At 38.6% G+C, this 16,747-nt stretch carries 15 protein-coding genes, 1 rRNA gene and 1 riboswitch; of the genes, 15 read left to right on the top strand and 1 reads right to left on the bottom strand.

Annotated elements, in window-relative coordinates:
* The 15 genes from rrf to purD form a co-directional block, all read left to right on the top strand.
* Positions 1-105: ribosomal RNA gene (gene rrf, locus ACIQ4I_RS18480) — 5S ribosomal RNA — on the top strand; the annotation flags it as partial.
* Between the two features lie 530 nt (positions 106-635).
* Positions 636-1,841: an NAD(P)-dependent malic enzyme gene (locus ACIQ4I_RS18475; protein ID WP_403098685.1), complete on the top strand. Its 1,206-nt coding sequence runs from the start codon at positions 636-638 to the stop codon at positions 1,839-1,841.
* A gap of 264 nt (positions 1,842-2,105) precedes the next feature.
* Positions 2,106-2,294: an NETI motif-containing protein gene (locus ACIQ4I_RS18470; protein ID WP_403098683.1), complete on the top strand. Its 189-nt coding sequence runs from the start codon at positions 2,106-2,108 to the stop codon at positions 2,292-2,294.
* Positions 2,295-2,391: 97 nt separating this feature from the next.
* Positions 2,392-2,490, top strand: a riboswitch (purine riboswitch).
* 253 nt (positions 2,491-2,743) lie between these two features.
* Positions 2,744-3,232 (top strand): 5-(carboxyamino)imidazole ribonucleotide mutase, encoded by a 489-nt coding sequence (gene purE / locus ACIQ4I_RS18465; RefSeq protein WP_403098681.1) that lies wholly within the window; start codon positions 2,744-2,746, stop codon positions 3,230-3,232.
* Positions 3,229-4,353 carry a 5-(carboxyamino)imidazole ribonucleotide synthase gene (purK, locus tag ACIQ4I_RS18460; RefSeq protein WP_403098678.1) on the top strand — a complete coding sequence of 375 codons (1,125 nt, stop codon included), beginning with the start codon at positions 3,229-3,231 and terminating at the stop codon, positions 4,351-4,353. The genes purE and purK overlap by 4 nt, the downstream gene beginning before the upstream one ends.
* A gap of 12 nt (positions 4,354-4,365) precedes the next feature.
* Positions 4,366-5,661, top strand: a complete 1,296-nt coding sequence (gene purB, locus ACIQ4I_RS18455) for an adenylosuccinate lyase (protein ID WP_403098675.1) — start codon at positions 4,366-4,368, stop codon at positions 5,659-5,661.
* A gap of 30 nt (positions 5,662-5,691) precedes the next feature.
* Positions 5,692-6,408 carry a phosphoribosylaminoimidazolesuccinocarboxamide synthase gene (gene purC, locus ACIQ4I_RS18450; protein WP_403098673.1) on the top strand — a complete coding sequence of 239 codons (717 nt, stop codon included), beginning with the start codon at positions 5,692-5,694 and terminating at the stop codon, positions 6,406-6,408.
* Complete coding sequence (gene purS / locus ACIQ4I_RS18445; protein ID WP_403098671.1) at positions 6,405-6,653, top strand: phosphoribosylformylglycinamidine synthase subunit PurS; 249 nt, start codon at positions 6,405-6,407, stop codon at positions 6,651-6,653. Before purC ends, purS begins: the two co-directional genes overlap by 4 nt.
* Positions 6,654-6,655: 2 nt before the next feature.
* The gene (purQ, locus tag ACIQ4I_RS18440; protein WP_403098668.1) at positions 6,656-7,342 is read left to right on the top strand and encodes a phosphoribosylformylglycinamidine synthase subunit PurQ; all 687 of its coding nucleotides are present in this window, start codon (positions 6,656-6,658) and stop codon (positions 7,340-7,342) included.
* Complete coding sequence (purL, locus tag ACIQ4I_RS18435) at positions 7,326-9,560, top strand: phosphoribosylformylglycinamidine synthase subunit PurL (protein WP_403098666.1); 2,235 nt, start codon at positions 7,326-7,328, stop codon at positions 9,558-9,560. Before purQ ends, purL begins: the two co-directional genes overlap by 17 nt.
* The gene (purF, locus tag ACIQ4I_RS18430) at positions 9,536-10,957 is read left to right on the top strand and encodes an amidophosphoribosyltransferase (RefSeq protein WP_403098664.1); all 1,422 of its coding nucleotides are present in this window, start codon (positions 9,536-9,538) and stop codon (positions 10,955-10,957) included. Before purL ends, purF begins: the two co-directional genes overlap by 25 nt.
* A gap of 17 nt (positions 10,958-10,974) precedes the next feature.
* Positions 10,975-12,030, top strand: a complete 1,056-nt coding sequence (gene purM / locus ACIQ4I_RS18425) for a phosphoribosylformylglycinamidine cyclo-ligase (RefSeq protein WP_403098660.1) — start codon at positions 10,975-10,977, stop codon at positions 12,028-12,030.
* Entirely contained in the window at positions 12,030-12,599 is a 570-nt protein-coding gene (purN, locus tag ACIQ4I_RS18420) for a phosphoribosylglycinamide formyltransferase (protein ID WP_403098658.1), read from the top strand. The genes purM and purN overlap by 1 nt, the downstream gene beginning before the upstream one ends.
* Before the next feature lie 77 nt (positions 12,600-12,676).
* Positions 12,677-14,212 carry a bifunctional phosphoribosylaminoimidazolecarboxamide formyltransferase/IMP cyclohydrolase gene (gene purH / locus ACIQ4I_RS18415; RefSeq protein ID WP_403098656.1) on the top strand — a complete coding sequence of 512 codons (1,536 nt, stop codon included), beginning with the start codon at positions 12,677-12,679 and terminating at the stop codon, positions 14,210-14,212.
* A gap of 183 nt (positions 14,213-14,395) precedes the next feature.
* Positions 14,396-15,649 carry a phosphoribosylamine--glycine ligase gene (gene purD, locus ACIQ4I_RS18410; RefSeq protein WP_403098654.1) on the top strand — a complete coding sequence of 418 codons (1,254 nt, stop codon included), beginning with the start codon at positions 14,396-14,398 and terminating at the stop codon, positions 15,647-15,649.
* An 83-nt stretch (positions 15,650-15,732) separates the two neighbouring features.
* On the opposite strand, the gene ACIQ4I_RS18405 is transcribed toward purD, so the two are convergent.
* Positions 15,733-16,707: a hypothetical protein gene (locus ACIQ4I_RS18405; protein WP_403098651.1), complete on the bottom strand. Its 975-nt coding sequence runs from the start codon at positions 16,705-16,707 to the stop codon at positions 15,733-15,735.
* Positions 16,708-16,747 lie beyond the last annotated feature (40 nt).

The following is a 16,747-nucleotide window of genomic DNA, read 5'->3' as shown; positions in this document are numbered from 1 at the left end:
GGCAAAGAGGTCACACCTGTTCCCATGCCGAACACAGAAGTTAAGCTCTTTAGCGCCAATGGTAGTTGGGGGCTGTCCCCCTGCGAGAGTAGGACATTGCTAGGCTTACTAAGGTACTGCTGATTTTATCGGTAGTACCTTTTTTATTTTTTGACCCTGTTATACTTAATTGTTGATATTGAATAAGCTTTTATTAAGTGAAAGACGGCGACTCCTGCGGAAAGCATCCGTCTGTAGCCAAACCTATAAAAATCAACAATATCTTTAACAGTGTCTATTTTTTTATAAATTTCCCTCATCTCCATAATAATAAATAGCCGCTCTATAAATTGCTTATCGTTTACATTTCTCAAATAACCTCAGAAATTGCCGAGTTATAAAATTACTCTTTAGAAAATATTATATAAGATGTTATGAAAAAATACTTTAGTTAATTAAACAACTAAAATAAAATGAATATTCAAATAATATTGACAAATGGTTAATAGTACACTAGTATATATCTCTATAGCCGTAATGAGTTTTATAATGTTTCGAGTAAAAATCGAACATGAAGCACTTGATTGGTGGTCTAATTCAATTTCCAAAACTTGAATTAGAAAATGGTTTACTACTTAAAAGGGGTTGTGTAACTATTGAAGAGTTTACGAGAACGAGCTTTAGATTTGCACAAAAATTTGAATGGTAAGTTAGATGTACAGATTAAGTTGCCTGTAGAATCGATCGAGGATTTGAGTTTAGCCTATTCACCAGGAGTTGCAGAGCCTTGTATTGAAATTGAAAAAAATCAAAATGCTGTTTATGACTATACAATGAAGGGGAATTTAGTGGCGGTCGTAACGGATGGCACAGCTGTACTTGGATTAGGAGATATTGGGCCAGAAGCTGCATTACCGGTGATGGAGGGGAAAGCACTTTTATTAAAACGTTTTGCAAATGTAGATGCCTTTCCAATTTGTTTAGATACAAAGGATTCAGAAGAAATTATACAAACTGTGAAAGCCATTAGTCCAACCTTTGGCGCTATTAATCTAGAAGATATTTCAGCACCCCGTTGCTTTGTTATTGAAGAGCGTCTTAGGGAAGAATGCAATGTACCTGTTTTTCATGATGATCAACATGGAACGGCAATCGTTGTTGGTGCCGGAATATTAAATGCATTGAAAATTGTCAATAAAGATATTAAAAATGTACGAGTAGTTATTAATGGGGCTGGTGCAGCTGGAATATCAATTTTGCGCTTATTACGTAACTTAGGATTTGAACATATGATTGTATGTGATACTAAAGGAATTATTCATAAAGATCGTAAAATAGGTATGAATTCGATGAAAGAGCGCATTGCAAAGTTTAGTAATTTAGATGGGGTACAAGGTTCACTTGAAGATGCTTTAACAGGTGCGGATATTTTTATCGGTGTGTCTGTAGCAAATGTTTTAACTAAGCAAATGATTCAGTCCATGAATGATAATCCGATTGTATTTGCATTAGCTAATCCAAATCCAGAGATTTCATATGATCATGCTAATGAGTGGGGAGTAAGAATAATTGCAACAGGAAGATCAGATTATCCAAACCAAATTAACAATATGCTAGCATTTCCTGGTATTTTTAGAGGAGCATTAGATGTACGTGCATCAGATATCAATGAAGAAATGAAACTAGCTGCAGTTAGTGCAATTGCTTCTCTTATCACTGAACAAGATTTGAAAGATGGACGAATTGTACCGGAGATTTTCGATGCACGTGTAACAGATACTGTCGCAAGAGCTGTAAGACTTGCTGCTATATCTACTGGTGTTGCACGTATCCAAGCACAAGAAAAAGAAATAGAAATTTAATGGAATATAGAATTATACACAGGATATGGAATCCTGTGTATTTTTTTATTTCTCATTAACGGAATGTTAAGCTCCCACTGTAAGGCTAAGGTAGGAGACAAGAGGATAGGTAGAGGATCAACTGAGATAAAAAGCTGATTGGGTCAACTAACACTCAATGTTGGATTTGGATGAAGAAAATCCCCACTGAGTGAAGTTTCATTTTATAATGAAAGATGTCCTAACAGTTATAATAAGAGAAGACCTATGTAAGGAAGTGACACTTTGGCTAAAAAACAAGTATGGTTTGAAGTAGAAGAAACCGAAACAATTGACGCATGTTTGGAAAGAATGAAGAAAGAAGGCTATATGCCAGTAGGTAGAAAAGAGGAACCCCTGTTTCAAATGGTGAATGGAGAGCCTGTTCCGATTCGTCAAATCATCAAATTTAAAGGCATGTTAATAGGAGAATAGAACGAAATCTGATTAAAATACGAACGATGAACTTTTTAACATATTTTATTGTTCGTATTTTGTTGTTGACTTGTATTCTTTCTATTGTTAAAATGTGAGTAGAAAAACATCGAATCCCCATATATGCTAGAGGATTGGCTCTAGTGTCTCTACCCAGCACCGTAAATGCTGGACTATGCGGGAAAGCAACTTTAGGAATAATGTACAGGGGAAATTCTATTTTCCATAGCCCTGTCATTTCAAAATCCTCAGGTATCTGCTTTTCGCGCATGGTAATAATGTGTGAATTGGGGTATCTGAGGATATTTTATTTGTTTAACTTCTTTTAACAGGTGCCATAAACACTCGCTGATAGAAGTTAAAGCCTCCGGCGGATGTCATAAATTTTGAGCGAGATTCAAAATTTGGACCAGTTACCCCGAGGCGTAATTGATAGGAGGCTTACATACATGAATCCGAAAATTGGCGTAATCATGGGAAGTTCAAGTGATTGGGAAACTATGAAATATGCTTGTGACATTTTAGATGAATTAGAAATTCCATATGAAAAAAAAGTAGTCTCTGCTCATCGTACACCTGACTTGATGTTTGAATATGCACAGGAAGCTCGTAGCAGGGGACTGCATGTCATTATAGCTGGCGCTGGCGGTGCAGCTCATTTACCAGGAATGGTAGCAGCCAAAACTACATTACCTGTTATTGGCGTACCAGTTCAATCTAAGGCGTTAAATGGAATCGATTCATTATTATCAATCGTGCAAATGCCAGGAGGTGTTCCTGTAGCAACAGTGGCGATTGGGAAAGCCGGAGCGACTAACGCAGGATTGTTAGCAGCACAAATATTATCAACAACCAATACAGTTATTACTGAAAAAATAGAAGCAAGACGACAAGAGATGAAGATGAAAGCTTTAGAAAGCACAGGTGAATTACAGTGATGAAAACGATTTTTCCTGGTCAAACCATTGGTATTATTGGTGGGGGTCAGCTTGGACGTATGATGGCACTTGCTGCAAAAGAAGCTGGATTTAAAATTGCTGTATTAGAACCAACGATGGATTCGCCATGTGGTCAAGTTGCAGACATTCGAATTGTTGCACCTTACAATGATCAAACTGCTCTTGAAGAATTAGCAGAAATAAGTGACGTCATTACGTTTGAATTTGAAAATATCGATTATGAAGGATTAAAACAATTAACAGAAATTGCTTATGTACCACAAGGCGCTGAGTTAATCAAGATTACACAAGACCGCATTCAGGAAAAATCGGCCATTAGTGAATCAGGCTGTCCCGTTGCAAATTACATTGCATGTCAAAATTTTAATGAATTAGTGAAAAACATTGAAAAAGTTGGTTATCCTTGTATCGTAAAAACAGCTCGTGGTGGTTATGATGGAAAAGGTCAGCAGACGATTCATTCATCTTCTGAATTAGCACTAGCAGAACCATTATTTGAACATTCGGCTTGTGTAGCAGAAGCGTTTGTTCCATTCATAAAAGAAGTTTCTGTTATTGTTCAACGAAATAAGCAAGGCGAAACATATTGTTTACCAATCGGAGAAAATATTCATGTTAACCATATTCTTCATGAAACAATTGTACCTGCAAGAATTGAAGAAAAGACAGCGGTATTAGCCATCGATGCTGCAGAAAGAATTGCAGATCATCTTCAACTAATCGGTACATTAGCTGTTGAAATGTTCGTCCTTAAAGATGGAACGATTTTGATCAATGAATTAGCTCCGCGACCTCATAATTCTGGTCATTACTCAATCGAAGCTTGTAACATTTCGCAATTTCATCAACACATTCGAGCAATCTGTGGCTGGCCTTTACGTAAGCCCAAACTTTGGAGCCCTTCTGTTATGGTGAATATTCTAGGGCAACATGTCATGCCTGTTACGAACTCTTTACTAAAATATCCAGATTGGTCTATTCACCTTTATGGAAAACAACAAGCAAAGAAGAATCGGAAGATGGGACATGTTACAATAATGACGGATGATCTTGATCATACTATTAGAGAAATTGATGATTCTGCCATCTGGGCAGAATAGAAGGAGACAATAATGATAGCACGTTATACTCGTCCTGAGATGGGCGCAATTTGGACAGAACAAAACAGATACCAAGCATGGTTAGAAGTTGAGATTTTAGCTTGTGAAGCTTGGTCAGAACTTGGCGAAATTCCAAAAGAAGATGTTGCGAAGATTCGTGAAAACGCAACTTTTGATATTGATCGTATTTTAGAAATTGAAAAAGAGACTCGTCACGATGTCGTAGCATTCACGCGTGCCGTATCTGAATCACTTGGTGAAGAACGTAAATGGGTACATTATGGTTTAACTTCAACTGACGTTGTAGATACAGCTCTTTCTTACCAATTAAAACAAGCAAATGAAATCCTAAGAAAAGATATTCGTAATTTTATCGATATTATTGCTGAAAAAGCAAAAGAACATAAATTTACAGTTATGATGGGACGTACTCATGGTGTTCACGCTGAACCAACTACATTCGGTCTAAAACTTGCCCTTTGGTATGAAGAAATGAAACGTAACCTAGAACGTTTTGAAGCAGCAACTAAAACAATTGAAACAGGAAAAATTTCTGGTGCTGTAGGTACTTACGCAAATATTGAGCCATTTGTTGAACAATACGTTTGTGAAAAATTAGGGCTACAAGCTGCACCAATTTCTACACAAACATTGCAACGTGATCGCCATGCAGAATACATTGCAGCTCTTGCATTGGTTGCTACTTCTATTGAGAAATTTGCAACTGAAATCCGCGGACTTCAAAAATCTGAAACTCGTGAAGTAGAAGAATTCTTTGCAAAAGGTCAAAAAGGATCTTCTGCAATGCCTCATAAACGTAATCCAATCGGTTCTGAAAATATGGTTGGTATGGCTCGCGTTATCCGTGGTCATATGGTAACTGCATACGAAAACGTTTCTTTATGGCATGAACGTGATATTTCACATTCATCCGCAGAGCGTATCATCCTACCTGATACAACAATCGGTTTAAATTATATGTTAACTCGTTTTAGCAATATCGTGAAAAACCTAACAGTCTTCCCAGAAAACATGAAACGTAACATGGGACGCACTTTTGGTTTGATTTACTCTCAACGTGTGTTACTTGCTTTAATCGACAAGGGTCTTGTACGTGAGGAAGCATATGATACTGTTCAACCATTGACTGCAAAAGCATGGGATGAACAAATTCAATTCCGCGAACTTGTCGATGCAGATGAAAAAATTACTTCTTATCTTTCAAAAGAAGAATTAGATGATTGCTTCGATTACCATCACCACCTAAAACAAGTGGACATGATTTTCGAACGTCTAGGATTAAACTAAATAACTAAACCTAAACCGGGGGAATAAACAGTGGAAAAAGGTCAACTTTTGTATGAAGGAAAAGCAAAAAAATTGTATACAACAGAAGATGAACATATTTTGTTTGTTGAATACAAAGATAGTGCTACAGCATTCAACGGTGAAAAGAAAGCAGAAATTGCAGGTAAAGGTGTTTTAAATAACAGCATTACATCATTGATCTTTGACAAATTAAAAGCAGCTGGTATTGACTCACACTTCGTTGAGAAAATTTCAGACAACGAACAACTTGTCAAAAAAGTAGATATTATTCCTATCGAAGTGGTAGTACGTAATATCGTAGCTGGTAGCCTTGCGAAACGATTAGGAATAGAAGAAGGAACACCTCTTAAACGTCCAATCGTAGAATTTTATTACAAAAATGATGACCTTGGAGACCCGTTTATCTCGGAAGAACATATTGACGTAATGGGCATCGCTTCTAAAGAAGAAGTGATGGCCCTTTACGACAATGGTTTGAAGATAAATGAAATTCTACGTCCATTTTTCTATGATATTGATGTAATATTAGTAGATTTTAAACTAGAATTTGGTCGTGATGAAAACGGTCAGGTGCTTTTAGCAGATGAAATTTCACCTGATACATGTCGTTTGTGGGATGCAAAAACAAAGCAACATCTTGATAAGGACGTATTCCGCCGTGATCTTGGTGACTTAACTGAAGTATATGAAATCATATTATCCCGTCTAGGAGGAGTTTCTAAATGAAAAAAGTGAAAATCTACGTAACACTTCGCGAAAGCGTATTAGACCCACAAGGCTCAGCAGTAAAAGGATCCCTGCACACAATGGGATATAACGAAGTAGCAGATGTTCGCATTGGAAAATATTTAGAATTACAAATCGATCCTTCTGAACGAGACATCGATGGCATTGTAAAAGAAATGAGTGAAAAACTACTAGCGAATACAGTAATTGAAGATTACCGTTACGAAGTCGAGGAGGCTAACTAAAGATGAAATTCGCAGTACTCGTATTCCCAGGATCGAACTGTGATTTAGATATGTATCACGCGATTCAAGACGAACTCGGAGAAGAAGCAGAATACGTTTGGCATGATGCAACAGATTTAAGCGGGTATGACGGTATTTTATTGCCAGGGGGGTTCTCTTATGGAGATTATCTTCGCTGTGGTGCAATTGCTCGTTTCTCAAATGTAATGGCTGAAGTCGTAAAAGCTGCAGAAGCTGGTAAGCCAGTACTTGGGGTATGTAATGGATTTCAGATTTTAACAGAAGCAGGGTTACTTCCTGGAGCTTTGTTACGAAACAAAAATCTTAAATTCATGTGCCGTACAGTAGATTTAAAAGTAGTAAACAATAATACATTATTTACAAACCAATATGATTTAGACGAAGTTATTCAAATTCCAATTGCACACGGTGAAGGAAATTACTATTGTGACGAAGTAACTTTGCAACAACTAAAAGACAACAACCAAATTGTTTTTACGTATGCAAGTGAAAATCCGAACGGTAGTTTAGAAAACATTGCTGGTATTATCAACGAAAAAGGGAATGTTCTTGGTATGATGCCTCATCCAGAACGCGCAGTGAATGAATTAATCGGTGGCGCAGATGGCCTTGCCTTATTCAAATCAATTGTCAAACAGTGGAGGGAATCATATGTCAACCAAGCTTGAACCAACAACAGAGCAAATTAAAGAGCAAAAGCTATACGCACAAATGGGCTTGTCAGACGAAGAATTTGCCTTAGTAGAGAATATTCTAGGACGTACACCAAATTGGACAGAAACAGGTCTTTTCTCTGTAATGTGGTCCGAACACTGTTCTTACAAAAACTCAAAGCCTGTCCTTCGTAAATTCCCAACAAAGGGGCCTCGCGTATTGCAAGGACCTGGTGAAGGAGCAGGGATTGTTGATATCGGTGATGAGCAAGCGGTTGTTTTCAAAATGGAATCACACAACCATCCTTCAGCAATTGAACCTTATCAAGGTGCTGCTACAGGTGTAGGCGGTATTATTCGTGACGTATTTTCAATGGGCGCTCGTCCTATTGCTATGTTAAACTCCCTACGTTTTGGGGAATTAGATGCATCCAAACGTGTCAAATATTTATTTGAAGAAGTAGTAGCAGGAATTGCAGGCTATGGTAACTGTATCGGTATTCCAACAGTTGGTGGAGAAATTCAATTTGATCCATGCTACGAGGGAAATCCATTAGTTAACGCTATGTGTGTAGGTTTAATTGACCATAAAGACATCCAAAAAGGGATTGCTTCAGGTGTAGGTAACACGGTTATGTATGTTGGTGCTAAAACAGGTAGAGATGGTATTCATGGTGCAACATTTGCTTCCGAGGAATTAAGTGAATCTTCTGAAGAAAAACGTCCAGCTGTCCAAGTTGGCGATCCATTCATGGAGAAATTGCTTTTGGAAGCTTGTCTAGAACTTGTAAAATACGACTCCCTAGTAGGGATTCAAGATATGGGCGCTGCAGGACTTACATCTTCTTCAGCGGAAATGGCTTCAAAAGCAGGTTTCGGTATAGAGATGAATTTAGACTTAGTACCACAACGTGAAACAAACATGACACCTTATGAAATGATGCTTTCTGAATCACAAGAACGTATGCTAATTGTTGTGAAAAAAGGGCATGAACAAGAAATCATCGACCTATTTGTAAAATACGGTTTAGATGCTGTAGCGATTGGGCAAGTAACAGAGGATAAAATGCTTCGTCTTGTTCATAAAGGGGAAGTAGTAGCAAATGTACCAGCAGATGCTTTAGCTGAAGATGCACCTGTTTATCACAAACCATCTGCAGTACCAGCATACTTCACTGAATTCCAACAAATGAAAAACGAAGAGCCAACTGTAGAAAACTACAAAGAAACATTACTCGCACTTCTGAAACAATCAACCATTGCATCAAAAGAGTGGGTTTATGACCAATATGATTACCAAGTGCGTACATCAACTGTTGTAGCACCAGGATCTGATGCAGCAGTTGTACGTGTTCGAGGTACAAACAAAGGACTTGCAATGACAACAGATTGTAACTCTCGCTATATTTATTTAGATCCTGAAGTTGGTGGGAAAATTGCAGTAGCAGAAGCAGCGCGTAACATTGTTTGTTCTGGGGGTAAACCTTTAGCTATTACAGATTGCTTAAACTTTGGGAATCCAGAGAAACCAGAAATCTTCTGGCAAATCGAAAAATCAGCAGATGGTATTTCAGCAGCATGTGAAGCATTAGAATCACCAGTCATTGGCGGGAACGTATCCCTTTATAATGAACGCAGTGGTGTTGCAATTTATCCAACTCCAACAATCGGTATGGTTGGTTTAGTCGAAGATTTAGCACATACAACTACACAAAAAGTAAAAGCAGCAGGTGATTTCATCTACCTGATTGGTGAAACAAAAACTGAATTTGGTGGCTCTGAACTTCAAAAATTACAAAATAACGGTCGTATTTTTGGTTTAGCACCAGAGATTGATTTAGAAGTGGAAGCGACAAGACAAGAAGCGTTATTGAATGCCATCCAACAAGGCCTTGTTGAATCTGCACATGACTTAGCAGAAGGTGGCCTTGCAGTTGCATTAGCAGAAACAACATTTGGAACTGAATTTGGTGCAGAAGTAATTTTAAGCGGTTCAGCAGTTACTACATTATTTAGTGAATCTCAATCTCGTTTCTTAGTTTCAGTGAACAAAGAAAATGCAGATGCATTCGAAGCAATTGTTCAAGATGCAGCTAAAATTGGAAATGTGTTATCTAATCCGCAATTAATCATTCGTGACGAAAATAGCGAAATCCTAATTGAGGGTTCAGTTTCAGAATTCCAAGAAGCTTGGAAAGGAGCTATCCCATGCTTGGTGAAATCAGAGGTTTAAACGAAGAATGTGGAGTTTTTGGTATTTGGGGTCATCCAAATCCTGCCCAAATGAGTTATTATGGCTTACACGCTCTTCAACATCGTGGTCAAGAAGGTGCTGGCATTGTTGTAACAGATGGCGAAAACTTACAAGCTGTGAAAGGTGAAGGCTTAGTTAACGAGGTCTTTACTGGCGATAAGCTAGATAAGCTTCAAGGAAAAGCAGCAATCGCACATGTTCGCTATGCAACTGCCGGTGGTGGAGGTATTGAAAACGTACAGCCATTACTTTTCCACTCTTCGACAGGCAGTCTTTCAATTGCACATAACGGAAATTTGGTAAATGCGAATCATCTGAAAAAGCACTTGGAACGCCAAGGGAGCATTTTTCAAACAACTTCTGATACAGAAGCTTTGGCTCATTTATTAAAACGAAGTGGTTTTGGCTCTATGAATGATCGTGCAAAAAATGCTTTGACTTTATTAAAAGGCGCGTATGCTTTTTTAATCATGACGGAGGATGAAATGTTAGTTGCTTTAGATCCTCATGGTTTACGTCCTTTATCACTTGGAAAACTTGATGGTGCTTGGGTAGTTGCTTCAGAAACTTGTGCCTTCGATATCATTGGAGCAGAGTTTGTTCGTGCTGTAGAACCAGGTGAATTAATCACAATCAATGATGAAGGATTGAAATCAGAGAAATTTGCATACCCAGCAGAACGTGCAATATGCACAATGGAATACGTTTATTTCTCTCGTCCTGACTCAGATATTGATGGCATCAATATCCATATGGCTCGTAAACGTTTAGGGAAACAGCTTGCGAAAGAAGTGAATATTGAAGCGGATGTTGTAACAGGTGTTCCAGACTCTAGTATTTCGGCTGCAATTGGTTTCTCTGAAGAAAGTGGTATTCCTTATGAATTAGGTTTAATTAAAAACCGCTATGTTGGTCGTACTTTTATCCAGCCTTCTCAAGAAATGCGAGAACGAGGCGTTAAGATGAAGCTTTCTCCTGTGCGACAAGTTGTTCAGGGCAAGAGAGTGATAATGGTGGATGATTCAATCGTTCGAGGTACGACTTCTAAAAGAATCGTTAATATGCTGAAGGAAGCAGGTGCCAAAGAGGTACATGTTGTCATTAGTTCACCGCCAATGACAAATCCTTGCTTTTACGGTATTGATACATCAACACACGAAGAATTGATTGCTTCTAATCACAACGTACAAGAAATTTGTGAAGCAATTGGAGCAGATTCGTTAACTTACTTATCTGTGGAAGGAATGGTTCAAGCCATTGGAAGAACGGATGAGGGCCAAAATTGTGGACATTGTCTAGCATGCTTCACTGGTAAGTATCCTACAGAAATATTCCCAGATACTATCTTGCCACACGAAAAAGAATTGGTACATTAATTTGAGGAGGAAGAATCATGTCAAAAGCATATGAACAAGCAGGCGTAAACATCGAAGCAGGCTATGAAGCTGTACAACGTATGAAATCTCATGTTGAGCGTACAGCAAGAAAAGGCATCCTAGGTACATTTGGTGGCTTTGGTGGCATGTTTGATTTGTCCGAACTAAACTTAAAAGAACCAGTTCTGATTTCTGGAACAGATGGTGTTGGTACAAAATTAAAATTGGCCTTTATGACAGAAAAACACGATACGATCGGGATTGACTGTGTAGCTATGTGCGTTAATGACATTGTAGCGCAAGGGGCTGAACCACTTTACTTCTTGGATTATGTGGCAGTTGGTAAAGCAGAACCAGCGAAAATCGAACAGATAGTAAAAGGTGTGGCAGATGGTTGTGTGCAATCTGGAGCTGCTTTAATTGGTGGAGAAACTGCAGAGATGCCTGGCCTTTATGAAGAGAATGAATATGATTTAGCAGGTTTTGCAGTAGGTGCTACTGAAAAGGCAAATATCGTAACAGGTGAACACATTACTGAAGGTGATGTTTTAGTTGGACTTGCCTCTAGCGGTGTTCATTCAAATGGGTACTCGCTTGTTCGTAAAATTGTATTTGCAGATGCTGGTATAACACCAGATGCAATTGTAGCGGGATTCGAAGATCTTGGCCCAATTGGCGAAGCGCTTCTTACACCAACGAAGATTTATGCAAAGCCAGTACTTGAAATGTTAAAAGAGTCTGATATACACGGTATGGCACATGTAACAGGAGGTGGCTTCTATGAAAATCTTCCACGTATGATGCCAGAAGGACTTGCAACTGAAATTGATTTAGGTACATGGCCGGTATTGCCAGTCTTTGAATTTTTAAAACTACAAGGTAATTTACAACAACGTGATTTATATAATGTATTCAACATGGGGATTGGGTTTGTGTTAGCCGTTCCCGCTTCTGAAGCTGGACGATTAATCACAATCGCTGAAAAATATGGTGAAAAAGCTTATACAATTGGTCGTGTCGTTAAAGGTGATGGTGTTATTTTCAAAGGTGAACATGATGGGAGCTTAGCGTAATGAAAAAGCACGTATCAATCGCAGTATTTGCTTCTGGGAGTGGAACAAACTTCCAAGCTATTCAAAATACTATCGAACGTGGTCAGCTAAATGCAAAAATTGAATTAGTGGTTACAGATCAACCAGGTGCATATGTGGCAAAACGAGCTGTTGAAAAAGGTATTCCTGTTTTAGCACTGAATCCGAAAGACTTTGATTCGAAAGAAGCTTATGAATATGAAGTGTTAAATGCTTTGAAAGAGAATCAGGTTGAATGGCTAGTGCTTGCAGGTTATATGCGGTTAATTGGTGACACTTTACTATCTGCCTATCCTTCGAAAATAGTTAATATCCATCCATCTTTACTACCATCCTTTCCTGGAAAAGATGCCATTGGTCAAGCGATGGCTCATGGTGTGAAAATTACTGGAGTCACAGTTCATTATGTAGATGAAGGTATGGATACTGGTACGATTATTATGCAAAGAGCCGTGAATGTGATTGACGGTGATCGTGAGAAGACAGAGAGAACAATTCATGAAGTAGAACATGAGATTTATCCAGCTGCATTACAATCATTATTAGTTTAACAATGGTGACGAATGTCACCGGAATTTACATACCAACACAAACATCTGTTGGCTTTACAACTAAGGAGGAAATTATTGTGACGAAACGTGCATTAATCAGTGTCTCTGATAAATCAGGCATCTTAGAATTTGCGAAAGAATTAGAGGCATTGGACTACGAAATTTTATCAACTGGTGGTACGAAAAAACATTTACAAGAAAACGGAGTAACTGTTACATCTGTAGATGAAGTAACAAAATTCCCTGAAATCTTAGGTGGACGTGTTAAAACATTGAACCCAATGATTCACGGTGGCCTTCTTGCAAAATATGATGATCCAGAGCATCAAGCACAAATGCAAGAACATGGCATCGAACCAATCGAAATTGTATGTGTAAACCTTTATCCATTCGTTGATACGATTTCAAAACCAAACGTTGAATTTGCTGATGCGATTGAAAATATCGATATCGGTGGTCCTACAATGCTACGCTCAGCTGCGAAAAACCAAAAATACGTAACAGTAATCGTAGATTCAAATGACTATGATGCTGTACTTGCAGAGTTAAAAGCAGAAGGTCATACAACGCTTGAAACACGTCGTCGTTTAGCAGCAAAAGTATTCCGTCATACAGCAGCGTATGATTCATATATTTCAAATTACTTAACAAACTACGTTGGTGAAGAGTTCCCAGATCAACTAACACTAACTTATGAATTAAAACAACCTCTTCGCTACGGTGAAAACCCTCACCAGAAAGCAGCATTCTATCAAAAACGTTTAGCATCTGATTTCTCTATCGCATATGCCGAACAATTACATGGTAAAGAACTTTCCTACAACAATATTCAAGATGCAAATGCAGCACTTCAAATCATTAAAGAGTTCAAACAGCCAGCAGCAGTTGCAGTTAAACATATGAATCCATGTGGTGTTGGTATCGGTGAAACGATTGCGGAAGCATTTAACGAAGCATACGAAGCTGATTCAACATCAATTTTTGGTGGTATCGTTGCACTAAACCGCGAAGTAGATGCAGAAACAGCTGAAAAACTTTCTGGAATTTTCTTGGAAATCATTATTGCACCAGGATTTACAGAAGAAGCTATTGAAAAATTAACTGTAAAGAAAAATGTTCGTCTACTTACAATCTCATTTGAACAACAAAAACTTGATCAATTCAATACCGTATCTGTTGAAGGTGGTTTACTTGTTCAAGAACCAGATCGCAAAGGGTTTGACGAAGCAGAAATTACAGTAACTTCTGAACGCCAACCAACTGAACAAGAATGGGAAGCTTTAAAACTAGGCTGGTCCGTTGTAAAACATGTTAAATCAAATGCTATTGTTGTAACAGATGACAAAATGACTTTAGGCGTTGGTGCTGGTCAAATGAACCGCGTTGGTTCTGCTAAAATCGCTCTAGAACAAGCAGGCGAAAAGGCAAAAGGAGCAGCATTAGCATCGGATGCATTCTTCCCAATGCCAGATACAGTAGAAGAAGCTGCAAAAGCAGGCATTACTGCTATCATCCATCCAGGAGGCTCAAAACGTGACCAAGATTCAATCGATGTTGCAAACAAATATGGTATCACAATGGTAACTACTGGAGTAAGACATTTTAAACACTAAACACTAGCGGCTTTGAGGGGGACTCCCCCTCAAAAGCCATTGATGTGAAGTAATGCAGACTTTAAGTAAAGCTACGCAGGGAGACTGTAGTTAGAACATTTTACTGAAAATGTTAACAAATATTTCATAAAAAGAACACGCCCGCAAGTTGAGCGTGTTTTCTTTACATAAGGAGGATTCCCGTTGAATATTTTAGTTATAGGCGGTGGAGGTCGTGAACATGCTATTGCCAAGCAATTTGCACAATCACCATCTGTTGAAAAGGTATTTGTCGCACCAGGTAATGATGGTATGGAGCAAGATGTAATATGTGTGAACATCGCAACAACAGACTTTGAAGCATTAATCAAATTTGCAAAAGAAAATGAAATTGATTTAACATTTGTTGGTCCCGAACAACCACTTGCAGAAGGAATTGTTGATGCATTCAATGAACAAAATTTACTTATCTTTGGACCAACTAAAGCTGCAGCTCAAATTGAAGGAAGTAAATCCTTTGCGAAAGAATTGATGCAGAAATATAACATTCCAACAGCGGCTTATGCTACGTTCACAGATGCAGAACAAGCGATTGCATATATTCATAAAATGGGTGCTCCGATCGTTGTGAAAGCAGATGGTCTTGCGGCTGGGAAAGGCGTTATTGTTGCTATGGATGAACAAGAGGCGATTGATGCAGTTCGCGATATGATTGGTAATCAACGATTCGGTGAATCTTCCTCTCGAGTAGTCATTGAAGAATTTTTGGATGGTGAAGAATTCTCCTATATGTCATTTGTTCATAATGGACAAATTTATCCAATGGTTATTGCACAAGATCATAAACGAGCATACGACGGAGATAAAGGTCCAAATACAGGTGGGATGGGAGCTTATTCACCAGTACCACAAATTTCTGAGGAAATGGTGACACGTGCATATAATGAGATTGTTGCACCAACAGTACAAGCGATGTCTGCAGAAGGAAAGCCTTTTACGGGTATTTTATATGCAGGATTAATCTTGACGCAAGATGGTCCAAAAGTAATTGAGTTTAACGCCCGTTTCGGTGATCCTGAAACTCAAGTAGTGCTACCAAGAATGACTTCAGATTTTGGGGAATTTATGATGGCACTAATGAATGGAGAGCAATTTAATCTCACATGGTCTGACGAATCGATGTTAGGTGTAGTTATTGCTTCTGATGGTTATCCTGGTGATGTTACAAAAGGGAATCCATTACCTTCTTTAAAGCAACTTTCACGACAGTTCGATGTATTTCATGCAGGAACCAAACGTATAGATGAACAATATGTAGGCAATGGAGGACGTGTTTTATTAGTAGCCGCAAAAGCACCATCATTAAAAGAAGCACAAGAAAAAGTATATCAAGGGTTGGCAAAAGAAGAATGGAATGGCTTTTTCTACCGGAGAGATATTGGTTGGAGAACGATGTAATACCTACCTGGCTTGTGAACTTGGCTAATGTAAAAGTGACGCACAGCAAAAAAACTGCCCGAATGATGTTCGGGCAGTTTGCATCATGATTGTCCTGTCGTACCTTTAGGTTTCGATTGTTGCTTGTTCGTTTGCTGATTCGAATTCGCTTGTTGGTTTGAATTTGCTTGTTGCTTGTTCGTTTGCTGATTCGAATTCGCTTGTTGATTATTCATTTGCTGATTTGAATTTGGCTGTTGGTTAGAGTTAGACTGTTTATTTGAGCCGGCTTGCTGATTGGCATTAGCTTGCTGATTATTTTGGGTGTTTTGTTGCTGGTTATTTGATGTGTTTGACGTAGAAGTACCAGCAAAGTCTTTCATCAATTGAGCAACATCTATAGGATTCGTGTTAGAATCTGATCCTGTACCAGATGAAGAACCACCACCCATACTGCCCATAACAGCTGAAGCAATGTCACCTAATCCTGAGCCAGCTGAGGAGTTAGATGAAGAACCACCACCCATACTACCCATAACAGCTGAAGCAATGCCACCTAATCCTGAGCTAGCTGAGGAGTTAGATGAAGAATCACCACCCATACTACCCATAACAGCTGAAGCAACGGCACCTAATCCTGAACCACCTGAAGAGGAAGCAGATGAAGAACCAGATGAAGAGGAAGCAGATGAAGAACCAGATGAAGAGGAAGCAGATGAAGAACCAGATGAAGAACCAGATGAAGAACCAGATGAAGAACCAGATGAAGAGCCTCCGCTCATACCACCCATAGCACTTGAAGCAGCGGCACCTAATCCTGAGCCACCTGAAGAGGCGTTAGAATTACTTGATTGAAATTCGTTCATTATAGAAGTTAATGAATTGTTCAAAATCGCCTTTGTAGGACAATATTTTAGAATTCCTTCTGCCATTTTCATAGCTCCTAAAATAACCATTGCTCTACCACGCATACAATCAGGTTTACGAGAAAGTTTAGCTACACCAAATGCTGTCAAACTAGCACCCCATGCGAATCGACAAAAAGCATTCCGAGTACTTAAATTTTCATCTAATGCCATCATTTTAACCTCCAGTTGAAAAATAATTATTCAAATCATA

It is taken from the genome of Rummeliibacillus sp. NPDC094406 (assembly GCF_044763875.1).
Lineage (GTDB): Bacteria > Bacillota > Bacilli > Bacillales_A > Planococcaceae > Rummeliibacillus.
Note: the sequence above shows the minus strand (reverse complement) of the source record. Positions and strands in the feature narration are given on the sequence as shown.